General features: G+C 37.4%; 16 protein-coding genes. 2 read left to right on the top strand and 14 right to left on the bottom strand.

What is annotated here, in order from left to right; translation table 11 throughout:
- The 4 genes from MKY80_RS03690 to MKY80_RS03675 all read right to left on the bottom strand — a co-directional run bounded on the left by MKY80_RS03690 (position 1) and on the right by MKY80_RS03675 (position 8138).
- The gene (locus tag MKY80_RS03690) at positions 1-3054 is read right to left on the bottom strand and encodes an efflux RND transporter permease subunit (RefSeq protein WP_090003284.1); all 3054 of its coding nucleotides are present in this window, start codon (positions 3052-3054) and stop codon (positions 1-3) included.
- Between the two features lie 192 nt (positions 3055-3246).
- Positions 3247-4824: a peptide chain release factor 3 gene (locus tag MKY80_RS03685; protein ID WP_008174169.1), complete on the bottom strand. Its 1578-nt coding sequence runs from the start codon at positions 4822-4824 to the stop codon at positions 3247-3249.
- A gap of 135 nt (positions 4825-4959) precedes the next feature.
- Complete coding sequence (locus MKY80_RS03680; protein WP_090003285.1) at positions 4960-6426, bottom strand: UDP-N-acetylmuramoyl-L-alanyl-D-glutamate--2,6-diaminopimelate ligase; 1467 nt, start codon at positions 6424-6426, stop codon at positions 4960-4962.
- A 323-nt stretch (positions 6427-6749) separates the two neighbouring features.
- Positions 6750-8138 (bottom strand): aldehyde dehydrogenase, encoded by a 1389-nt coding sequence (locus tag MKY80_RS03675; RefSeq protein WP_008174173.1) that lies wholly within the window; start codon positions 8136-8138, stop codon positions 6750-6752.
- A gap of 204 nt (positions 8139-8342) precedes the next feature.
- Here MKY80_RS03675 and MKY80_RS03670 point away from each other — a divergent pair, with 204 nt between their 5' ends.
- Complete coding sequence (locus MKY80_RS03670; protein WP_170844193.1) at positions 8343-8495, top strand: hypothetical protein; 153 nt, start codon at positions 8343-8345, stop codon at positions 8493-8495.
- A gap of 46 nt (positions 8496-8541) precedes the next feature.
- On the opposite strand, the gene ssuE is transcribed toward MKY80_RS03670, so the two are convergent.
- The 7 genes from ssuE to MKY80_RS03635 all read right to left on the bottom strand — a co-directional run bounded on the left by ssuE (position 8542) and on the right by MKY80_RS03635 (position 16592).
- Positions 8542-9075 carry an NADPH-dependent FMN reductase gene (gene ssuE / locus MKY80_RS03665; RefSeq protein ID WP_090003286.1) on the bottom strand — a complete coding sequence of 178 codons (534 nt, stop codon included), beginning with the start codon at positions 9073-9075 and terminating at the stop codon, positions 8542-8544.
- Positions 9076-9240: 165 nt separating this feature from the next.
- Positions 9241-10578 carry a dihydrolipoyl dehydrogenase gene (gene lpdA / locus MKY80_RS03660; RefSeq protein ID WP_090003287.1) on the bottom strand — a complete coding sequence of 446 codons (1338 nt, stop codon included), beginning with the start codon at positions 10576-10578 and terminating at the stop codon, positions 9241-9243.
- Positions 10579-10788: 210 nt separating this feature from the next.
- Positions 10789-12870 (bottom strand): catalase, encoded by a 2082-nt coding sequence (locus tag MKY80_RS03655; protein ID WP_175445572.1) that lies wholly within the window; start codon positions 12868-12870, stop codon positions 10789-10791.
- Positions 12871-12995: 125 nt separating this feature from the next.
- Complete coding sequence (locus MKY80_RS03650; RefSeq protein ID WP_342532063.1) at positions 12996-13571, bottom strand: RloB family protein; 576 nt, start codon at positions 13569-13571, stop codon at positions 12996-12998.
- Positions 13568-14848 (bottom strand): ATP-binding protein, encoded by a 1281-nt coding sequence (locus MKY80_RS03645; RefSeq protein ID WP_043989705.1) that lies wholly within the window; start codon positions 14846-14848, stop codon positions 13568-13570. Before MKY80_RS03645 ends, MKY80_RS03650 begins: the two co-directional genes overlap by 4 nt.
- A gap of 101 nt (positions 14849-14949) precedes the next feature.
- The gene (locus MKY80_RS03640) at positions 14950-15876 is read right to left on the bottom strand and encodes an NAD-dependent epimerase/dehydratase family protein (RefSeq protein ID WP_008174188.1); all 927 of its coding nucleotides are present in this window, start codon (positions 15874-15876) and stop codon (positions 14950-14952) included.
- Between the two features lie 188 nt (positions 15877-16064).
- Positions 16065-16592, bottom strand: a complete 528-nt coding sequence (locus tag MKY80_RS03635) for a YceI family protein (protein WP_008174190.1) — start codon at positions 16590-16592, stop codon at positions 16065-16067.
- Between the two features lie 393 nt (positions 16593-16985).
- Here MKY80_RS03635 and MKY80_RS03630 point away from each other — a divergent pair, with 393 nt between their 5' ends.
- Positions 16986-17423, top strand: coding sequence for a VOC family protein (locus MKY80_RS03630; protein ID WP_089987214.1), 438 nt, complete (start codon positions 16986-16988; stop codon positions 17421-17423).
- 140 nt (positions 17424-17563) lie between these two features.
- Here the strand turns inward: MKY80_RS03630 and srtB are convergent, their stop codons facing one another.
- From srtB to MKY80_RS03615, 3 genes are read right to left on the bottom strand one after another with little or no spacing between them, the layout of a single operon-like run.
- On the bottom strand, positions 17564-18337 hold the full coding sequence (srtB, locus tag MKY80_RS03625; RefSeq protein WP_253734936.1) for a class B sortase: 774 nt from the start codon (positions 18335-18337) through the stop codon (positions 17564-17566).
- Positions 18338-18348: 11 nt separating this feature from the next.
- A complete protein-coding gene (locus MKY80_RS03620) occupies positions 18349-19119 on the bottom strand; it encodes an ABC transporter ATP-binding protein (protein WP_342532056.1) in 771 nt (256 codons plus the stop codon).
- 5 nt (positions 19120-19124) lie between these two features.
- Positions 19125-20090 (bottom strand): iron ABC transporter permease, encoded by a 966-nt coding sequence (locus tag MKY80_RS03615; protein ID WP_089987217.1) that lies wholly within the window; start codon positions 20088-20090, stop codon positions 19125-19127.
- Between the last annotated feature and the right edge of the window lie 41 nt (positions 20091-20131).

Here is a 20131-nt window from a genome sequence, read left to right as displayed (position 1 = left end):
CTAACGCATCTTTCTTGTTTCCTTATCCACTAAACTATAAACAATCGGTACAATATATAGTGTTAGTAACGTGGACGTCACAAGTCCTCCAATCACTGCAATTCCCATCGGTTGATTCATCTCTGTTCCTTCCCCAATGCCAAGTGCAAGTGGAAGCAATCCTAAAATAGTCGTTAACGCGGTCATTAAGATTGGACGGAGACGATCCTGAGTAGCCAGTAAAATGGCTTCATACGCTGACATACCATTCGCTTTTTGCTGGTTAATATAATCAACTAACACAATACCGTTATTTACAACAATCCCTACAAGCACTAAAATTCCGATTACAGATGTCACACCTATTAATGTATTTGTGGCAAACATGGCAATTGCTACACCTATGATCATTAATGGCACCGTAAACATAATGACAAACGGATATTTGAATGATTCAAATTGAGCAGCCATCACAATATAAACTAATATAATTGCCAGAATAACGGCTAGTAGCATATCATCGATTGCACTATCATAAAGCTCTCGATCACCGCTAAATACAATTTGCGTAGTAGGTGATAAATGAGCACTCTCTATTGCTTTATCTACCTTTGTTGACATTCCGCCTAAAGATTCCTTCGTTTCATATTCAACAAAAAATGCCACTGCTGCAGCCTGATCAGAACGACGAATAGAGATGGGACCCTCTTCTATAGAAACTGTAGCAACATCCTCTAATTTCACAAACAAGCCCGCAGGTGAACGAAGTTGCATTGCTTTTAGTGAATTCACACTATCGTTGAAGGTCTGTCCGAAACCTGTGTAGATAGGTAACACAGCACCATCCTCTGCGATTAATTGGGACGTTAATTGTCCTCTTGTCATTTGATTGACAGACTGTGCAATTTGGGCCGGTACAAAACCATAATCTTTTGCATTCTCTCGATTGACTTCAATTTGAATTTCTTGAACAGTATTATCTAAATCTGTGGAGACTTTCGTCACTTCTTCAATCGCTTGTAGCTCTTGTTGCACTTTATTAACAGCCTGTTGGAGCCTTCCTTCATCAGAGTCAGTTAATCTAAACGTTAAAGTATGTGGTGATGAGCCAGTTGCTGTCGATACGTTAAATGTCAGCTCAGTCTTATCTCCTAACTCTCCCTGTAATTCTTGCTCTAACTCTTCGACAAATTCAAAAATTGAGCGTTCTCTATCCACTAAAGGCACTAGCTTTACATACATTTCTGCTTGGTTCGGGCTAGTTTGTCCACGTGATTGAGATTGTTGTGTGCCACCAATTAAACTAACATAAACATCTACATCTTTTTCCTGCTTTAAACGTTCCTCGATCTTCCTGACAACCTTTTCAGTTTCAGATACAGCTACACCCTTTTCAAGATTGACGCTAATGGTTGTGAATCCTTCATCGGTAGGTGGTAAAAATTCAGTACCAATTCTAGTCAATCCGAATAATGATAGGCCAAAGCAAGCTACTGTGAAAATTAGTATGAGCATACGATGCTTCAGAACCCAAACAATAGACGATTTGTATCGCTTATAAAATTGAGATTGACTACGCTGCTCGTAAACGTTAATACTTTTCATTTTTAAAAGACGACTCGCTAGCATCGGCACTACTGTAAGGGCAACTACTAAAGAGGCAATTAAGCTAAATGAAATTGTGAGAGCAAATTCTGTGAAAATTTGTCCAATCAATCCTTCGATGAACATAACAGGAATAAAGACAGCTATTGTTGTTAGTGTTGAAGCTGTGATAGCAAGAGCCACTTCCCTTGTCCCTTCCATTGCTGCTGTAATAGGATCTTTTCCTAGCCCTAAGTGTCTTTCAATATTTTCAATAACAACGATTGCATTATCCACTAGCATGCCAATACCCAAAGCTAGAGCACCTAAAGTCATAATATTGAGTGAAAAATCAGCAAAAAACATCAATACAAATGTCACTATAACTGAATAGGGGATAGCGATACCAATGATGATAGGGCTCTTTATACTGCGTAAGAACACAAAAAGGACGAACATTGCAAACAATCCTCCTAAAATTAAGGAAGAGCCGATATTACTGATAGCAACATCCACGTAGTTGCCCTGATCTACTAATATGTCTGCTGTTATTCCCCTGTATTGCTCTTTCTCTAGCAGATCATTTAAGGTTTGTTGAAACTCCTTTGACACTTCTGCAGTATTCGCACCCGACTCCTGTATGACAGACATAAGAACTGCTGCATGCTCATTGGCACGAGTTGTCGTTACAGATGGCTGTTCTGCCCTTTTAACAGAGCCGAGATTGCCAACTGTTAACGCTTCACCTGTTAAAGGATTCACAGAAACGATTAAATTGGCTATATCTTCAGGGGAGGTTAATGTACTAACAATCCGTGTTGTTAACATTTTTCCATCATTAGTTAAAACCGGATCACCAGGAAGTGATACATTGTTCGCTTGAACGATTTGAATAATATCTGCCTGTGTTAAGCCTTTTTCGACTAGCTTTCCCTCATCTAATGTAATTTGTATTTCCTCTATAAGCTTCCCCGAAACATTCACACTTGCGACACCCTCTGTCCGTCGAAGCTCTTTTTCTAAATCCTCTGCTAATAAGCGCACATCAACATTTTCATTTTCTGCGCGCAATGATAGCTGAATAATTGGAAATTGAGATGGATCAAACTTTAAAAAGCTTGGCTTGCCCGAATCATTGGGAAGAGGTGTCATATCAATTCTTTGTAAAATATCAAGTTGGACATCTTCTAGGTTGGTGGACCAATTGAACTCAAGGACGATTAAATTGCTTCCTTCTTGCGAGGTTGACTGTAGTTTCTTAATGCCTGGTAAGGTGGCTAGTGTTGCCTCTAAAGGCTTCGTTACTCTCTCATTCACCTCTGTAGGGCTTGCTCCAGGATAGGAGGTGACTACTACACCTATCGGAGGATTTAACTCCGGAATTAAAGTAATTGGTATTTTTAATAACGATACACCGCCTAATAAAATGACAAAAAGCATCGTTACAATTGTAAAGACTGGTCTTTTAATTGAAAAATTACTAATGTTCATATGATAAACTCCTTTTTCTGCCTCTTCCTTTCTATGATAGCCGAAAAGGGGATTATTTTATAAATAGGCTAATTTTCTACCATCTAGCGATGGCAATCTTAAATTTCCTAATACTTTATATATTCTACAGTCAGTGTCAAATTTCCTTGAAAAAAAACACGAATCGCAAAATTGTCGATTCGTGTTTGACTATTAAAGAAGGCTATAAAGTTTAATGTTCTCGTTTTTATCGTTAAACCAACGCATGGCAAATTCATTTTCGAATAAGAACACAAGGTTGTCAAAGCGGTCTTTCACCAGCATTGAACGACCAGAGGACATGGACTCTTTAACATCCTCTTCATTTTCAATCCAACGTGCAATTTTTGAACCAATTGGCTCCATTCTTACTTCCACATTGTATTCATTTTTCATACGATGTTCGAATACTTCAAATTGCAGTTGACCCACTGCTCCAAGAATAACTTCCTCTGTGTGCAGTGTTTTATAATATTGAATAGCACCTTCCTGTACTAATTGTAAAATACCTTTATGGAATTGCTTCGATTTCATTACATTTTTAGCCGTTACACGGACAAATAACTCTGGTGTAAACTGTGGTAATTTTTCAAATTGGAATGTTTTCTTACCACCCACAACTGTGTCTCCAATTTGATAAGTCCCCGTGTCATATAACCCGATAATATCTCCAGCAACCGCTTCATCTACAGTCTCACGATCATCAGCTAGGAATTGCGTAGATTGCGTAACTTTAAAGGATTTGCCTGTACGAGACAATGTCATATTCATGCCACGCTCAAATTTACCAGAAACAATACGTACAAAGGCAATACGGTCACGGTGCGCAGGATTCATATTAGCTTGAATTTTGAATATGAATCCTGAAAATTCTTCTTGTTCAAGCGGATCAATAAACTGCTCATCTTCCGTAATTCTAGGCTGTGGTATTGGTGCAAATTGTAAGTAAGTTTCTAGGAATGTTTGTACACCAAAGTTTGTTAAAGCTGAACCAAAGAACACTGGTGTTAATTCGCCACGACGAATTTTTTCCTCCGAATATTCATTACCAGCCTCGTCTAATAGTAAAATATCGTCCATTGCTTGAGAATAATAAGAAGTGACTTTCATTGGATGTTCTACAGCAAGTTCACCATTTTCATCTATTGGTAGAAAGCGCTCTGTCTCATCCGTACGGAACTGCTCAATACGCTTATTGTAACGATCATAAATACCAAGAAACTCTTTCCCCATACCAATCGGCCAGTTCATTGGATACGCATTAATCCCTAGTACTTCCTCAAGCTCTTCAATTAGCTCAAGCGGCTCTTTCCCTTGTCGGTCTAATTTATTAATAAAAGTGAAAATTGGAATACCGCGCATTTTACAAACCTTAAATAGCTTTAATGTCTGTGCCTCGATCCCTTTAGCAGCATCCACTACCATGACAGCACTATCTACTGCCATTAGTGTACGATACGTATCTTCTGAGAAGTCTTGGTGCCCAGGAGTATCCAAGATGTTTACACGTGAGCCATTATAGTCAAACTGCATCACGGAAGAAGTTACAGAGATACCACGTTGCTTTTCGATTTCCATCCAGTCAGATGTTGCAAACTTACCTGTTTTTTTCCCTTTTACTGTTCCTGCGTCACGAATGGCGCCACCAAAAAGTAAAAGCTTTTCTGTAATCGTCGTTTTCCCAGCATCAGGGTGACTGATAATGGCAAAAGTACGACGCGATTGTATATCTTTTTCTAAATTTGAATTCATCTCGTCATTCTCCTTTTTTCATACTTAATAATAATAAAAGAAGACTTGCCTTTCGTACAACCTTTTTACATGAAATCGCCAAAAAGAAAACCCTTTAGTACTATCTAAAAGGGTTTCCTAAGATCTTATATTCCATCAAACAAATTTCAATCGGCCAGCTTCTATTGCTATTTCTGCATCACTATGTGGAAATTTTGTATTTTCAATAATTTGATAATCCTCATGGCCTTTACCAGCAAAAATTATCATATCGCCTGGTTCAGCAACCTCAATGGCATGTCGGACTGCCTCTGCACGATCCCCGATGCAAGCAAAATTGTCATGTAACATCCCTTTGGCTAAATCACCTGTAATACTATTATAGTCCTCATAGCGTGGGTCATCTGTTGTCAGAATGACATACTCTGCTGCCGACGCCTTCTCAGCCATTGCAGGACGTTTTGATTTATCGCGGTTACCACCTGTCCCAACTAAGAAAATAAGTTTGCCCTTTTTATATGGTTGTGCTGCTTCAATCGCTTTTTCAATGGCATCAGGTGTATGTGCATAATCAACAAACATTTGAACAGGTAGGTCAGAGCATACTTTTTCCATACGACCTTTAACTGGTGGGAGTTGCTCGATTTGCTCAATAATGGCTTCCATAGTATAGCCACGACCATAAAATGCCACTATCGCTGCTAACACATTATAAATGTTAAATTCACCTAGTAAATTCATTTTCACACGATAAATTCCTTCTGACATCTCCACATCAAAGGATGTCATATAATCGTGATATTTACAGTTAATGGCACGGAAATCTGCTGTTTCATTTTTTAAACCATATGTCCACACTGGAAATGGTGTCATAGCTGCGTATCGCTCTGACCACGCATCATCGGCATTTAGCACAACAAATTTATTTTTTTCTAAATCTTGTCCAAGCTGGGAGAATAATAAACCTTTAGCATGGCCATATTCCTCCATCGTACCATGGAAATCAAGATGATCGTGCGTTAGATTTGTAAAAATAGCAATATCATAGTCAACACCTGCTAAACGTCCAAGTGCTAAGCCATGGGATGAAACCTCCATCGTCATTAAACGACAGCCTTCCATTTTTGCTCTAAAAATCATTTGTTGCGTCGATAACGCATCACTCGTTGTATTGGCAGATTCATATAGAATTCCATTTAAATTAAAGCCAATTGTGCCAGATAGGGCCGATTTTTCACCCATACCATGCATGATATTTTGAATAATACCCGTCACAGATGTTTTACCATTCGTTCCCGTTACCCCGATCATCGTTATATCTTTTGAAGGATAATCAAAAAACTTTGCGGCTAATAAGCCTACTGCACGGTCCGTGTCTTTCACAATTACTTGAGCAATAGTCTCACCTAGTGGTAATTCTCGCTCCGTTACAACAATCGTAGCCCCGCCATCTACAGCCTTTTGAGCATAATCATGTCCATCCACTGTATAACCTTTAATACAAACAAACATACTATTTGGCTGTACACTTCTTGAATCCACTACGATATCAGTTACTTGGTCTGGCAACATGCCAATTATTTTTTTCAAAGGTAATGCACTTAACAATTCCTCTGCATACATTTCATAGTCCTCCAATCAATCTCTACACTCACGTCATCATTTTTTATTATCCGACAAAAAACGACAATATGAATCCCCCCACGTTCTATTGAATTTATTTTACTACTTATTTCGTGATAAATAAAATGTCTCTGTGCTGTTTTTTCAACGAAAACGCTTACATTTGAACAAAAAACACGTTTTCTTCGAAATTTTCATAAATAATCACAAATCGGCATTTTTCGACACGTCTAGGATAGGATTTTTGGGAACATTTTTCTATACAAAGGAGGGAGTTTTTAGAATGAGGGTATCTTCATTTGAAAAAAGATCCCCCCATTTTACTATTTCATAATAGAGCGTACAATTTTCACCTTTTGATTATAGGGTGGAAAAAGTACATTCGTCTCAAGCTTAGAAGATTTCTTTAAAATGGATTTCGAATGTGTAAAGTTTTCAAAGCTCGCTTTACCATGATAGGCTTTCACACCTGAAGGACCAACACCTCCAAATGGTAAATGTAAGTTACCAACATGTGTAATAGTATCATTAATACATCCTCCACCGAATGGCAATTCCTCTAAAAAGTATTGAGTCGCTTTTTCGTGCTCTGAGAAGAAATATGCCGCTAGTGGTTTCGGCAATTGGCGAATTTGATGGATAGCTAGTGGTAAATCGTTATACATCATAACAGGTAGGATAGGACCAAAAAGCTCTTCCTGCATCGATGGACTTGTCCACTTTACATATTCGATGATTGTTGGTTCAATATATAAATCATCTCGATCTATCCGCCCGCCAAATGTTATAGCATCTCGCTCTTCCTTAATAATTTGCTGTAAACGATCAAACTGTCTAAGATTCACGATGCGTCCGTAATCAGGGCTTTTTAATGGGTTCTTCCCATAAAAAGAACGTATTGTTTCTTTTAAAATTTTCATAAAGCGATCATACACATCTTTGTGAACAAGTAAATAATCTGGTGCCACACATGTTTGCCCAGTATTTGTAAATTTACCCCATACAATCCGCTTCGCTGCTACTTCTAGGTTCGCTGTTTGATCGACAATAGCTGGACTTTTCCCTCCAAGTTCTAAAGCAATAGGAGTTAGTCGTTCTGCTGCTGCCTTAGCTACCACTTTGCCGACTGCAACACTTCCTGTAAAAAAGATATAGTCAAAGGAAGCATGGATTAAGGCAGTAACCTCATCTTTTTCCCCTTCCACTATACGTACATAGGACGGGTGGAATGTTTCTTCAATTACTTTTTTTACGATGGCTGCAGTGTGTACAGATGTTTCTGACGGTTTGACAATAGCTGTATTACCGCCAACAATAGCACCTACCAGTGGTTCCATGACCAATTGAAATGGGTAATTGAAAGGTCCAATTATTAATGTAACACCATACGGTTCACGAACAATAAAGCTCTTACCCATCTGATATTGAATAGGTGTTTTGACAGCTTCTGGCGCCATCCATTCTTCCACATGCTTCACCATATGAGAAATACTATCTAAGACAATGCCAATTTCAGTAGCATAAGCTTCAAACTCACTTTTCCGAAGGTCTAAGTATAGAGCGTTCAGAATTTCCTTTTCATATTTCAAAATGGATTTCTTTAGTTTTTTTAATTGCTCTTTTCGAAACTTGACACTTTTAGTGGCACGAGAAAAATAAAATTGACGCTGCTCTGTTATCATATTTTCCACATCTTGAGACGTAAAATTCATCAATAAAACACCCCTTTTTCAAAAATGGCATACATAGTTTTTTCATTTCGAAACAAACTATCATTGTCTATACGATACAACATCAGGAGGGAAAAATCCTCTTTCTACATCAGGGAGGATGAAATTTGAGTATATAAAATGTTTTAGTTTTTTTATCTCGGGAAATATACAACTACATATTAATTAAAACGGGGGCGTAGATGAATGACAACAACAACGACATGGTGGGAGTCTATTTTTTCAGGACCATTATCGCATGGGATTTGTGAAGAAAAATTAATGCTTTTGCAAGATGAGGCTTTCTTATATCTTTCTACAGCACCAGTAGAAACAGAAGAAGATCTTGAAGTAAATTAAAAGAAAGCGCATTATAGGATACCCCTATAATGCGCTTTTATCATATTTAATTAGCAATTAATACTCGTTGCAACTGCTTTAGCTCTGCTTCCAATCTTTTGATTGCTTCTTCTTCTATGGCAAAGCCTCCTTCATCCAGACGAATAATTTGTTTATCCACAATATAAACTGAATGTGATATTGTGGTCGCCCCGAGTACAGCTAAAACGGGCTTTAAAGCATACTCTAATGCTAATAAATGACCAATAGAACCTCCGACAGCAATAGGTAGTACGACCTTCTCATGCAGAGCTTTCTGGGGTAGTACATCTAAATAAGTCTTCAATATCCCTGTAAAGGATGCTTTGTATATTGGGGTTAAAATGATCACTATTTGTGCTTCCTCGACCCATTTATTCTCTAGCTGGATACTTTCGCTCCCAAAATTGGCTGTCATTAAATCTTTTGCTGGTAGCTCATGAACATAATTAGAATGGACTTCTACTCCTTGTGCCATTAGATGATTTACAACCTTTTCATGAATTGCCGTAACTCTAGAGCTTTTCGAGTTACTTCCATTAATAATTACTGCTTTTGTCATTTCCCCACTCCTTTTATTTTTTTAAGCCATTAAAAAAGCTTCTATTTTACAATCAAACGGAAACCGCCTTGTAAAATAGAAGCCTCTAGATGCCTAGTCAACTTCAAAACCAAGTATTCTTATAAAATTAATCTAACATATATTCCTTTAAAGTCAATAGCTTTTTTATTGGTGAATAGCTTTTCCAAAAACGGCTTTGGCTGCATCTCCAATATGCTCACATACAGTCGGATGTGGGAAAATCATTTGTGCTAATGAAAGAGCTGTACCACCTGCATTTTTTGCCGCCAATATCGCATTCAGCATTTCTGTTGCACCATCTCCTACAACACAAGCACCTAGAATTTGACCGCTACCCTCTTCTGTAATTAGCTTCACAAAGCCTTCTGTATTGCCTTCCATTAAACCTTTTGGATTTGTCTTTAAAGGCATTTTTGTCATCGTGTAAGGCACTTTTACCTGTTCTTCTAGTAAACCAAATGTGGCAATCTCAGGATGTGTATAGACACAACGTGGGATAGATGCTTGGTCAATTGATGCTGGTTGATTACCCACAATATAATCTACAGCATAGATTCCTTCTGCACTTGCTGAATGTGCTAGCTGATAACCACCGACCAAATCACCAATTGCATACAGATGGGGCTGACTCGTCTGTAAATGGTCATTGACGGCAATTAAAAGTCCTTCAAATGCTAGCCCTAAATGCTGAGCGATCTCTGTATTAGGACGACGCCCTGTGGCAAATAGAAGATTTTCATATGTATATGTACCTTTAGTTGTATGAATAGTATGGCCTTCAAATTTTTCGAATTCGAAATCTGTTACAAGTTCAATACCAAGTTTCTTCATCTTTTCTCGAATAAGAGGTCTCGACTCTGGTTCTTCCGTTTGTAAAATATCCTCACTATGATTAAGCATTGTAACTTTCGTTCCTAGAGGTGCTAAACTAAAGGCCATTTCTACTGCAATGACACCACCACCAATAATCGTTAACTGTGCTGGTAGCTCTTTAAGATTGAAAAATGTATCTGTTGTATAGTAGGTAGCAGTCTCTAAACCTTGAAATGGTGGGACAAATGGATGACTGCCTGTTGCCAATATAATATCCGTGGCTGTCAAAGTTTCATTTCCAACTGTTATCAGCAAGTCTTTAGTTAATGTGGCTTCACCACGATATAAAGTTATATCGTTGTTGATGATATAGTGCTCAATATTTGTTAGAAGCTCTTGAATAATTGTATCTTTTCTTTGCATCAATCGAGGGAAATTTATTCGCACATTGTCCGTTTCTATTCCCCAATTATTTCCTTGATTGATTGCCTGTACTAGTTTACTATGCTCCAATAAAATTTTAGATGGAATGCAGCCGACATTATAGCAGGCTCCTCCTAATTTATCTCGTTCAATCAATGCAACCCTTTTGCCATTTTTCGCCGCATGGATGGCCGCTACATAACCTCCTGGCCCTGCGCCAATAATCGCTATATCAAAATTTTCCATATTTCTCACCTCATGTAACACCTTATCATTTGGAAAAATTGAATGCAATATTATCAGGAATGTCTTAGAGAGGGTTTTTTAAAGAAATGCCCATCAAGTAGAACAATTCGAAAAGCTTAAAAATGAAAATAACAAAAGCCACCGAGAGAAAGAACTTCTCGATAGCTTTTGTCCACAGTCTAAGCCTTATACGTTTATATTTTCCTATGCTTAATAAATATTGCGTTGCCAAAATCTTTGTTGTGCAATCGCGCCTACAAATTTTTTAGCAAAATCCTTATTACCAGTTGCTAAAACAATGCCTGGTCCCACATTCGCATTTGACATATTGAAAAACGTTGTACCTGTAACAGCAAACCCAATAGGTTTATAATGGCGATATGCCTCATTAATATAATTCACGATATGTGTATTAAATTTAGCTTGATTACTTGCCTTTACCCCCACCACATATAACGTGTCAAATAAAACGGCATCGGTTGTAATAAATGTGTCGGTTGCCGTTAATTGAACACCATTATTCCCTGTTACAACACCTAGTCGATCAGAAATAATGCTGTAGCGCACACCTTGCCTTGTTAAATATTTCAATACTTCGCCTACCTCATTGGAATCGAATCCATCACCAATTAAAACACCCACCTTAAGCGTATAAGGCAATTTAATGGTATTGGCTTGACTAAGTGCAGGTGAAGAAGCTGTTACCTTGGACTGTTCCCCACTAGGAGGGTTAACACCAACATTTTCAGCCACAGTTGTAGCCATTGCTTTATCCACACGAACAAACATATCCACAACTTGTTGTCGCACCGATTTACTTTTTACTTTTCCAACCTCAAAGCTAAAAGCGTCTATAATATGCTGTTTTTCAGGTGGGGACATACTGTTCCAAAAGAGCCTAGCTTGCGAAAAGTGATCGTCAAAGGATTTACTACGTGCTCTTGTGATTCGCCCTTCAACCTTTTCTTCATAATGAACGTATCCCCCTTCCCTTGCAGTAGATGTTGCAGGCGTATTATTGGCCAATGAATTTTTATGATAGCTCACTCTACCTAGATTAATTGCCTGTCGACTAAAACCATTCCGTTGATTATTATGCACAGGACAAAGAGGGCGATTAATAGGGATTTCCGCAAAGTTTGGTCCCCCGAGACGAATTAACTGTGTATCTAAATAGGAGAAGAGTCGACCTTGTAACAGTGGATCGTTAGTAAAATCAATGCCTGGTACAACATTCCCTGGGTGGAAGGCAACTTGCTCCGTTTCAGCAAATACATTATCCACATTACGATTTAAGGTCATTTTTCCAATTTTCTTTACGGGTATTAGTTCTTCTGGCCAAAGCTTAGTGGCATCTAAAATATCAAAATCAAATTTAAATTCGTCTTCCGGTTCAAGTATTTGCACCCCTAACTCAAACTCTGGATAATCTCCAATTTCGATGGCCTCCCACAAATCCCGTCGCTGAAAATCTGTGTCTTTCCCTGCAATTATCTGTGCTTCATCCCAAACTAGTGAATGCACACCTAGTACAGGCTTCCAATGAAACTTCACAAATCTCGATCGTCCTCTGTCATTAACAAAACGGAATGTATGCACCCCGAAACCTTCCATCATACGGAAGCTTCTAGGTATTGTTCGATCAGACATATGCCACATAATCATATGTGCTATCTCCTGATTGTTCGCAACGAAATCCCAAAACGTATCATGGGCAGAGGCTGCTTGCGGCATCTCATTATGCGGCTCTGGCTTTACAGCATGAATTAAATCTGGAAACTTAATAGCATCCTGAATAAAAAAGACTGGAATATTATTGCCTACTAAATCATAATTTCCTTCATCCGTGTAAAATTTTGTTGCAAACCCCCGTACATCACGAGCTGTGTCCATCGAGCCTAAACTACCTACCACTGTCGAGAATCTAACAAACACTGGTGTTTTCTTTTTCGGGTCTTGTAAAAATTTCGCTTTCGTATACTCTCTCATTGACTCATATAATTCGAATTCACCATGCGCTGCAAAACCTCTAGCATGTACGACTCTTTCTGGAATTCGTTCGTGGTCAAAATGTGTAATTTTTTCTCGAAGGTGAAAATCCTCCATAATTGTCGGACCGCGGACTCCTGCTTTTAAGGAATCCTCATCGTTAGACACTCTAAGACCCTGATTCGTAGTCATTTTTGTGCCTTCATTCTCAACACGAAACGGCTCTAGTTGCTGATCCTTGGCATTATCCTCTATATTTTTGCGTTGATTCGAATTTGGCTTATCCACGCAATCCCCTTTCATACTATTACTGATTTCGCTCAATAGACACTATATGTTTGTTTGGAATAAACATGCATTTATTTGACAATCTATCTCCGCTAAAGTAAAAAGTAGGTTCCCTATATAACATAAAGAACCTACCAATCTTAAAATATGTATCGTATCATTTCATGTATGTTACAGTAGGGGTTGTCACGGCTCTCCGTACTACGAGGAGCCATCATGTCCGTACAATTTTTAATCGCTACCTCATGTCGTAATGCAATAGGGGCAATAAGAGACTCGTCAGCCTTATGACGGAAATATCGACTCACGCCAAGATGTTGTTCCATTTTGTCATTTAAGACAGCTCGTGGATATTTTTCCGAGCTATCCACTTCTTCAAAATGCAAAAGTAACCACAATTCAAAAGCTTCATTTGAATAAGCAATATGAATCCCTTTTTCCTCACAAAATTGATTTACTTCCTCCAATTGCTTTTCAGTTAAATCATCCTTATCAAAAACAATCCAGACCTCGTCAAAATATTGATAACTTGAATCCCGATAAGCATGTTGAGCAAGCTTAATTGCAGAACGTTTAACGTTTTTTATTTTCACACTCACCATTTTAGAGCGCTTCAAAATACGTAGCTGCTCAAAATAAATACGTTCCGTTTCACCTTCACAATAAATTAAAATAGTTTTCCGCAGTGTTCGGTTTCCTTGTTGTCGTACTCTCACTGCTCAGATACCTCCGCTTCATCTAAATATTGTTCAGATAAATATTCATTAATAACGGGAGTTGCGCCAAATTCTCCTTTTAAATAACGTTTTGCATATGAAAGGTCGCCACGCTTTTTTTGCAGGTCTGCAAAATCAAATAAAGAATAAAGCTCAGATTCATTTTTAAAGGTTTTATTAACAAACCAAATTTGATCGGACCGCAATGGCTGATCCAATAATTCTATTTCATGACTCGTCACGACAAATTGATTACTCGTATTGCGTTTACTATTCATGATTGCCATTAGAAATTCACAAATTGACACATGAAAAGCTGTATCAAATTCATCAATAAAAATAGTTTTTCCTTTATTATAAGCATCTACCATCACACAAGCTAAATGCAACATGCGCACAGTACCTTTAGAATCCATCGTCCAATTGATCGTCTCTGTCCCGATGGGGGCACCTGCTTCATCGAATGATAAATAATGCAGATCGATATCAACTTCTTGAATGATCTCAGGGGTGTCAAATTCGTAGCCAATGGTATTTTTTTCTCTGCGTTCCACACGTCTTGCTGTGACATCTTGAATCGAAAAATCGGCAATTTTAAGAAGTTTGATGACCTCTTTTTTAAAAGGCTCTTCTTCAAGTTTACGAATAAGGGGATGACTTGATAACCGATTCGCTTCATCGAGAAACAGGATTTTATGTAAAAACCAATCGAATACCTTTAACGCATCTGAATCATTAAAAACATGGAGCACTGATAAAAAGGCTGTATTATTACGTGTATATTTTGTTAATTCCTGTGCCGTCGAATGAGCTGTGTCATACGAATAGTCCACACCATCCCAACGTCGGACAAAAAGTTCTTCCTTCAAATTATTTGTTGTCTTGTGAAGGCGCTCATATAAAACTAAGGAAGCATTATACTGAATTTCATAATCATACAAAGCTCCGTCCAAAAATAGGGAAATCATAAATTCTGTTGGTTTGCCCTGCTGACTTCCTAGCTTAAATGGTTGATAAGGTAGACGTAATTGTTTAATATTGTTTAAATTTTCAAAGTTAAAAAGTAAGGACCGCAAAACCTTAATTGCGGTAAATAGATTAGATTTACCACTTCCATTTGGCCCAAAAATAAATGCACTTTTCACTACACGCAGTGAATCATCCAATTGCATGGTATGGGTATCCTTCCATTTTCGCAGACGACTTCCCGCTACCATTGAAAATAATGTATCCTCTTTATAGCTTAGACAATTGTTTACTCTAAAATCTACAAGCATATGTAAGCCTCCGTCCACATCCATTTCTTTAATGAATTATTATACTATAGACATAGAAAAAGACATATTACACAGTGTAATATGCCAAATCCTCTATATCGTTAAATTTCCGCTAATTTATCAACTTGTAAAGCATTCAGCGTACGTTCAATTCCCTCTGCAAAAGAAATTTTGGGTCTCCAACCAATTGCATTAGCTAATTTGTCATTATTTAAAAATGAATGTTCAATATCTCCTTCTCGCGCGGGGGCATATTGAATTTCAAGTGGATGATTTAAATGCTGAAGTAGCAAAATAACTTGATGAAGTGACCAGGCTTCATTTGTGGACACATTATAGATACCCTGCAATCGTGCATGGACACCGGCATAGATGGCGTCTGCAATATCATCGACGTAAATAAAGTCACGTGTCTGTTCACCATCACCATAAATCGTAAAGGGTTTTCCCTCCATACTACTTTTTAACATGCTTGGGATGACAGCAGCTTCACCTTGCATTTGTTGTCTTGGACCGAAAACATTGGCGAATCTGTAAATAAGAATAGGTAACCGATAATCCTTTTGCCATTTCTCACAATAGGTTTCTCCAATGCTCTTGTTTAATCCATACATAGATATCGGTTCACAGACATCTGTTTCTTCTAGTGGCGGGTAGTGACTATTTCCATACACAGCAGCTGAGGAGGCAAAAACAAAATGCTTTACCTTATATTTAGATGATAAAAAGAGCATTTGACTTAGCCCAACAATATTCGTCAAAATATCCTTTACTGGCTCCTGTAAGGATTGTTGAACACTTGTTTGCGCTGCACAGTGAATCACCACATCGAAATGTGTTTCTTTAAAAAGGTGCTCACAAACCTCATCTTCCACATTTAAAAGATAAGATTTATGCTCAAAGTCAACATTTCGTAAGTGACCCGTACTTAAATTATCAATAATATAAACCGATGCTCCTTCTTCAAAAAAACGCCTACCTACTGCACTGCCAATAAAACCATAGCCACCTGTCACTAATACATTCATCCTATCGCCCCCAAAAACAATATGATGATTTATATGCAGTATTTGCTAAAAATATGCAAGAAACTTATTTGGTGGGATTTTTTTGCAGAATATCATTACTAGAATATATGATAAGCACATGCCTATTTTGGGACATATAAAAAGCATGCTCGAATATTACTTCAAGCATGCAAGGAAAAATCTCTTTATTACGCTGGGTTAATTTCTAACTCAACTGATACTTTAATATCTTTACCTACAAGAACTCCACCAGTTTCTAAGGCAGCATTCCAAGTTAAACCAAAGTCTTCACGATTGATCGTTGTTTCAGCTTCAAAACCATATACTTCTTGCCCCCATGGATTTGTGCCTTTGCCGTTAAACTCCGTATCAAATGTTACTGATTTTGTTACACCTTTAATTGTTAAGTCACCTGTTACTGAATATTCATCGCTAGATTTTTTTGTAATATTTGTTGATTTAAACGTAATGGTTGGATATTGTTCAGCATCAAAGAAATCTTCTGCTTTTAAATGGTTATCACGATCTTCACTACGTGTATTAATGCTTGCTGGATCAATTGTAAAGCTGATGTTAGCAGTAGTTAAGTCTGCAAGATCTGCCGCCTCAATGTCCGCTGTGTATTTGTCAAATACACCTTTCACTTTTGATACCATCATGTGTTTTACTTGAAAGTTAATTGCTGAGTGCCCTAAATCAATATTCCATTTTGCCATTTTAAAATTCCTCCAATAAGTTGATTTTATCTCGATTTCGAGATATATTTTAAAATATGAAGCAACTACAGTAATTATGTTACCCAACATTATTTAGGATAAACATTTGTAGTTACTTATCTTTTTTTACTACTTTAGTTATAAAAAGTAATTGATTACTTTATGTAACCTACTATATATTAATAATCTAATTACGTCAAGTAATTAAATTGTTTTTTTATTTAATGTTCATGTTGAAAACTGAGATATCCTATTCCTCTGAACATGTATACGTTTTTCCATAGCCGAAGTAGCAAAAAAAGCATGACGGTAAAGAAACTTTTACAGATACTTAAAATAGTAGGTTGTTGTATAATTCTGCGAAGAACACTTGATTTCAAGGAGGTATAACATATGAAAATCAATCGAATGGATCATGTGAGTATAAACGTAAATGATCTTTCAAAGGCTAAAGCATTTTTTCTTGAGTTAGGACTTGAAGTAAAAGCAGAATGGGAATTGGAAGGAGAACAATTAAGCCGAATAGTTGGGCTTAATCATGCTAAAACGGCATGTGTAGGTTTGGGGATGCCTGATGGTCAGACATGGATAGAGCTAGTGAAATTTTATTCGCCATCAGATGACAAAGATATTCAGCAACCTCTTGCCAATACGCTAGGAATCCGACATATTTGCTTTAATGTTGAAGATATTGAAGGTATTATTGCTAAATTGAAAAAAAGGGGTACAGAAATTTTTAGTGAGATACAGCAATATGAAGATAGTTATAAATTATGTTACGTTCGTGGTCCTGAAGGAATTATTTTAGAGCTGGGAGAGAAAATCAAATAAAAAGAAACTGAAATAATGGAAACGTAGACACCTGCTTATTGAGAGTAGTCATTATGGCTTAAAAAATAAATGGAGAACCTTGACAATAATGGTTCTCCTCCATAAAAGGGTGTCGAACTTTTCGTACTTCCCTACTATTCTTATTCTCCACGTTTTACTAATTTACCCTGCACAACAAAGCGATGATCGTCACTCATCACTGAATCCTTACAAGTAGACAATGTCAGGATTTTATCACTGGCACTTATAGCGACATTCATTTGTATGGATGAGCGCTTCTGAATGTCCTCTAGAAATTGCTGATAAGCTCCGTCACTTGTAAAGTCCGTTTCAATATAATAGAAATCAATAGTTGTCTCATATGCAGCAAATACCTCGATATCATACCCTTCATATAGGGTATCTAAATAAATAATTGGATGGTCATCCGCGTAGTCTTGCTTTAAATAATTTTTTAGACTACCAAACATCGTATTGTTTTTCATAGCATGACCATATAAAATTGTATTTTGATTCATAGAAAGAATATTATTGCGATAATCCATAAAGACACTTCCTGCACGACTTTCCTCGTCTTTAAAATTATGATTTAAATAAAACTCATTATTGTCAGCTTGTAGTACTGGATTATTTAACTTTGTTCCATCCACTGAAATCCATCCCACAATTTGACGGTTCATTGCTAATAAATCTTGGAATTGAGGTCTTATCGTTGAAGGAGCTTGAGTTTCTTCCTCTTGACTTACTGGCTGATCCTCAATAGTGCTTAATGTAGCTTGATATATATCCTGCACTTCCTTCAGTGATTTTGATGTCTCATAGTACGTATATAGATACTTTGCCAGAGAAAATGCAGATAATAAAAATATCACTAAATATAGAAATGTGACTAACTTTGACGCCTTCTTTTTCATCCTATCACCAATCATATCCCTATTGGCATCATATAATAGCCAAGTTGTTTATCTTCATTAAATACCGCGTCAACTCCATAAACCTCTTTAATAACATCTTTTGTGATCACATCACGTGGAGCACCTTCTGCGAATAGTTGACCATCCTTCATTAAAATAATATGGTCACTATAGCGAATAGCTTGATTAATATCATGAAGCACCATGATAATCGTTAAGCCGTGCTGCTCGTTTAATGTTTTGACTAGCTCTAATAATTCTAATTGATAATAAATATCCAAATACGTTGTCGGCTCGTCCAAGCATAGTATTTCAGATTGTTGTGCCAAAGCCATAGCAATCCAGACACGTTGGCGCTCGCCACCTGATAACGCCTCTAAATTTGTTGTACTCTTTTGTTGTAAATTTGTACAAGCCAATGCCCATTCAATGGCTTTTGCATCTCCTTCATTGTCATTTTTCAGCAATGTTTGATGGGGAAGACGACCAAAGCCGACTAATTTTTCAATTGTTAAATCTTTCGGTATATCGTTTTGCTGATACACTATCGCTAGTTTTTTAGCGAATTCCTTAGGCTTATAGTTTAGTAAGTCTTTATTTTCTAACAGGACATTCCCTGATTTAGGTAAATGAAGACGAGAGATAACACTTAATAAAGTTGATTTCCCACAGCCATTCGGGCCAATAATTGTTGTAATTTTGCCCTTTGTAATGGATGTTGAAACGCCATTTAGATGGTTACGTGTATTATCATGCGATACAATGATGTCTTGTATATCCATGTTTGTCACTCTTTTCGTAATAAGAATATGAGGAAGGGTCCACCGATAATTGCCATAATTGTGGACGCTGGAATTTCAAGTGGTGCAACAATTGTACGTCCAATTGTATCTGCTACTAAAATTAATAAAGCTCCTGCCAGTGCTGTAAACGGAATAAGCACAGCATGATCATGACCAACCAATCTGCGAGCAATGTGAGGTACTAATAGTCCCACAAATGAAATAACACCTGCAACAACAACTGAAACGGCTGCTAATAAAACAGCCACGGCTGCAATTAATAACCGTGCTCGCGCAACTTGAAATCCTAAACTTTTAACAGTTTTGTCTTGTAATACGAGTAAATTACACCAACTATATAAAGCAAAAGCCCCTATTAATCCGATTGAACCATATGTCACAATTGTGGAAACATCTTTCCATGTTCGCATTGTTAGATTAGAACCAATCACACTAGATGCGGACATATTTAAGGAGCCACCTAAGCTAATCATAGCCTCGGTTAAGCCTGTAAACATAGCGTTAATCGCTATCCCTACTAAAATCAATTTGAGAGGGCTTAGGCCAGATTTCCAAGATAGTGCAAAGACAAGCATACAGGCTAAGGCTCCGCCCATAAATGCTAAAACGGGTGTCATAAAAAATAATGTGGGGAAAAAGGCAACAATAAATAATTGAACAAATGCTGCACCCGAAGATATTCCGATAATCCCTGCATCTGCCAATGGATTACGCATCACCGATTGTAAAAGCACCCCAGAAACTGAAAGTGCGGCACCTGCAAATAATGCGACGATGATACGTGGGAAGCGTAAATCACGGATCGCCTCCATTTGACTATTTCCTTCATCAAATAATGCCCCTATAAACTCAAAAAAGCCCATTTTAATGCTACCTGTTGTGGCTGAATAAATAACTGTCACAAGTAATAGAAAAATTACAAGTAAAAAACTGACGATTCTTTTTGTCATATCGGACTTCCTTTTTCTTTTTTTATTCCATATAGGATAAG

Origin of the sequence: Lysinibacillus sp. FSL R5-0849 (genome assembly GCF_038595075.1) — a bacterium.
GTDB classification, from domain to species: domain Bacteria; phylum Bacillota; class Bacilli; order Bacillales_A; family Planococcaceae; genus Lysinibacillus; species Lysinibacillus fusiformis.
Note: the sequence above shows the minus strand (reverse complement) of the source record. Positions and strands in the feature narration are given on the sequence as shown.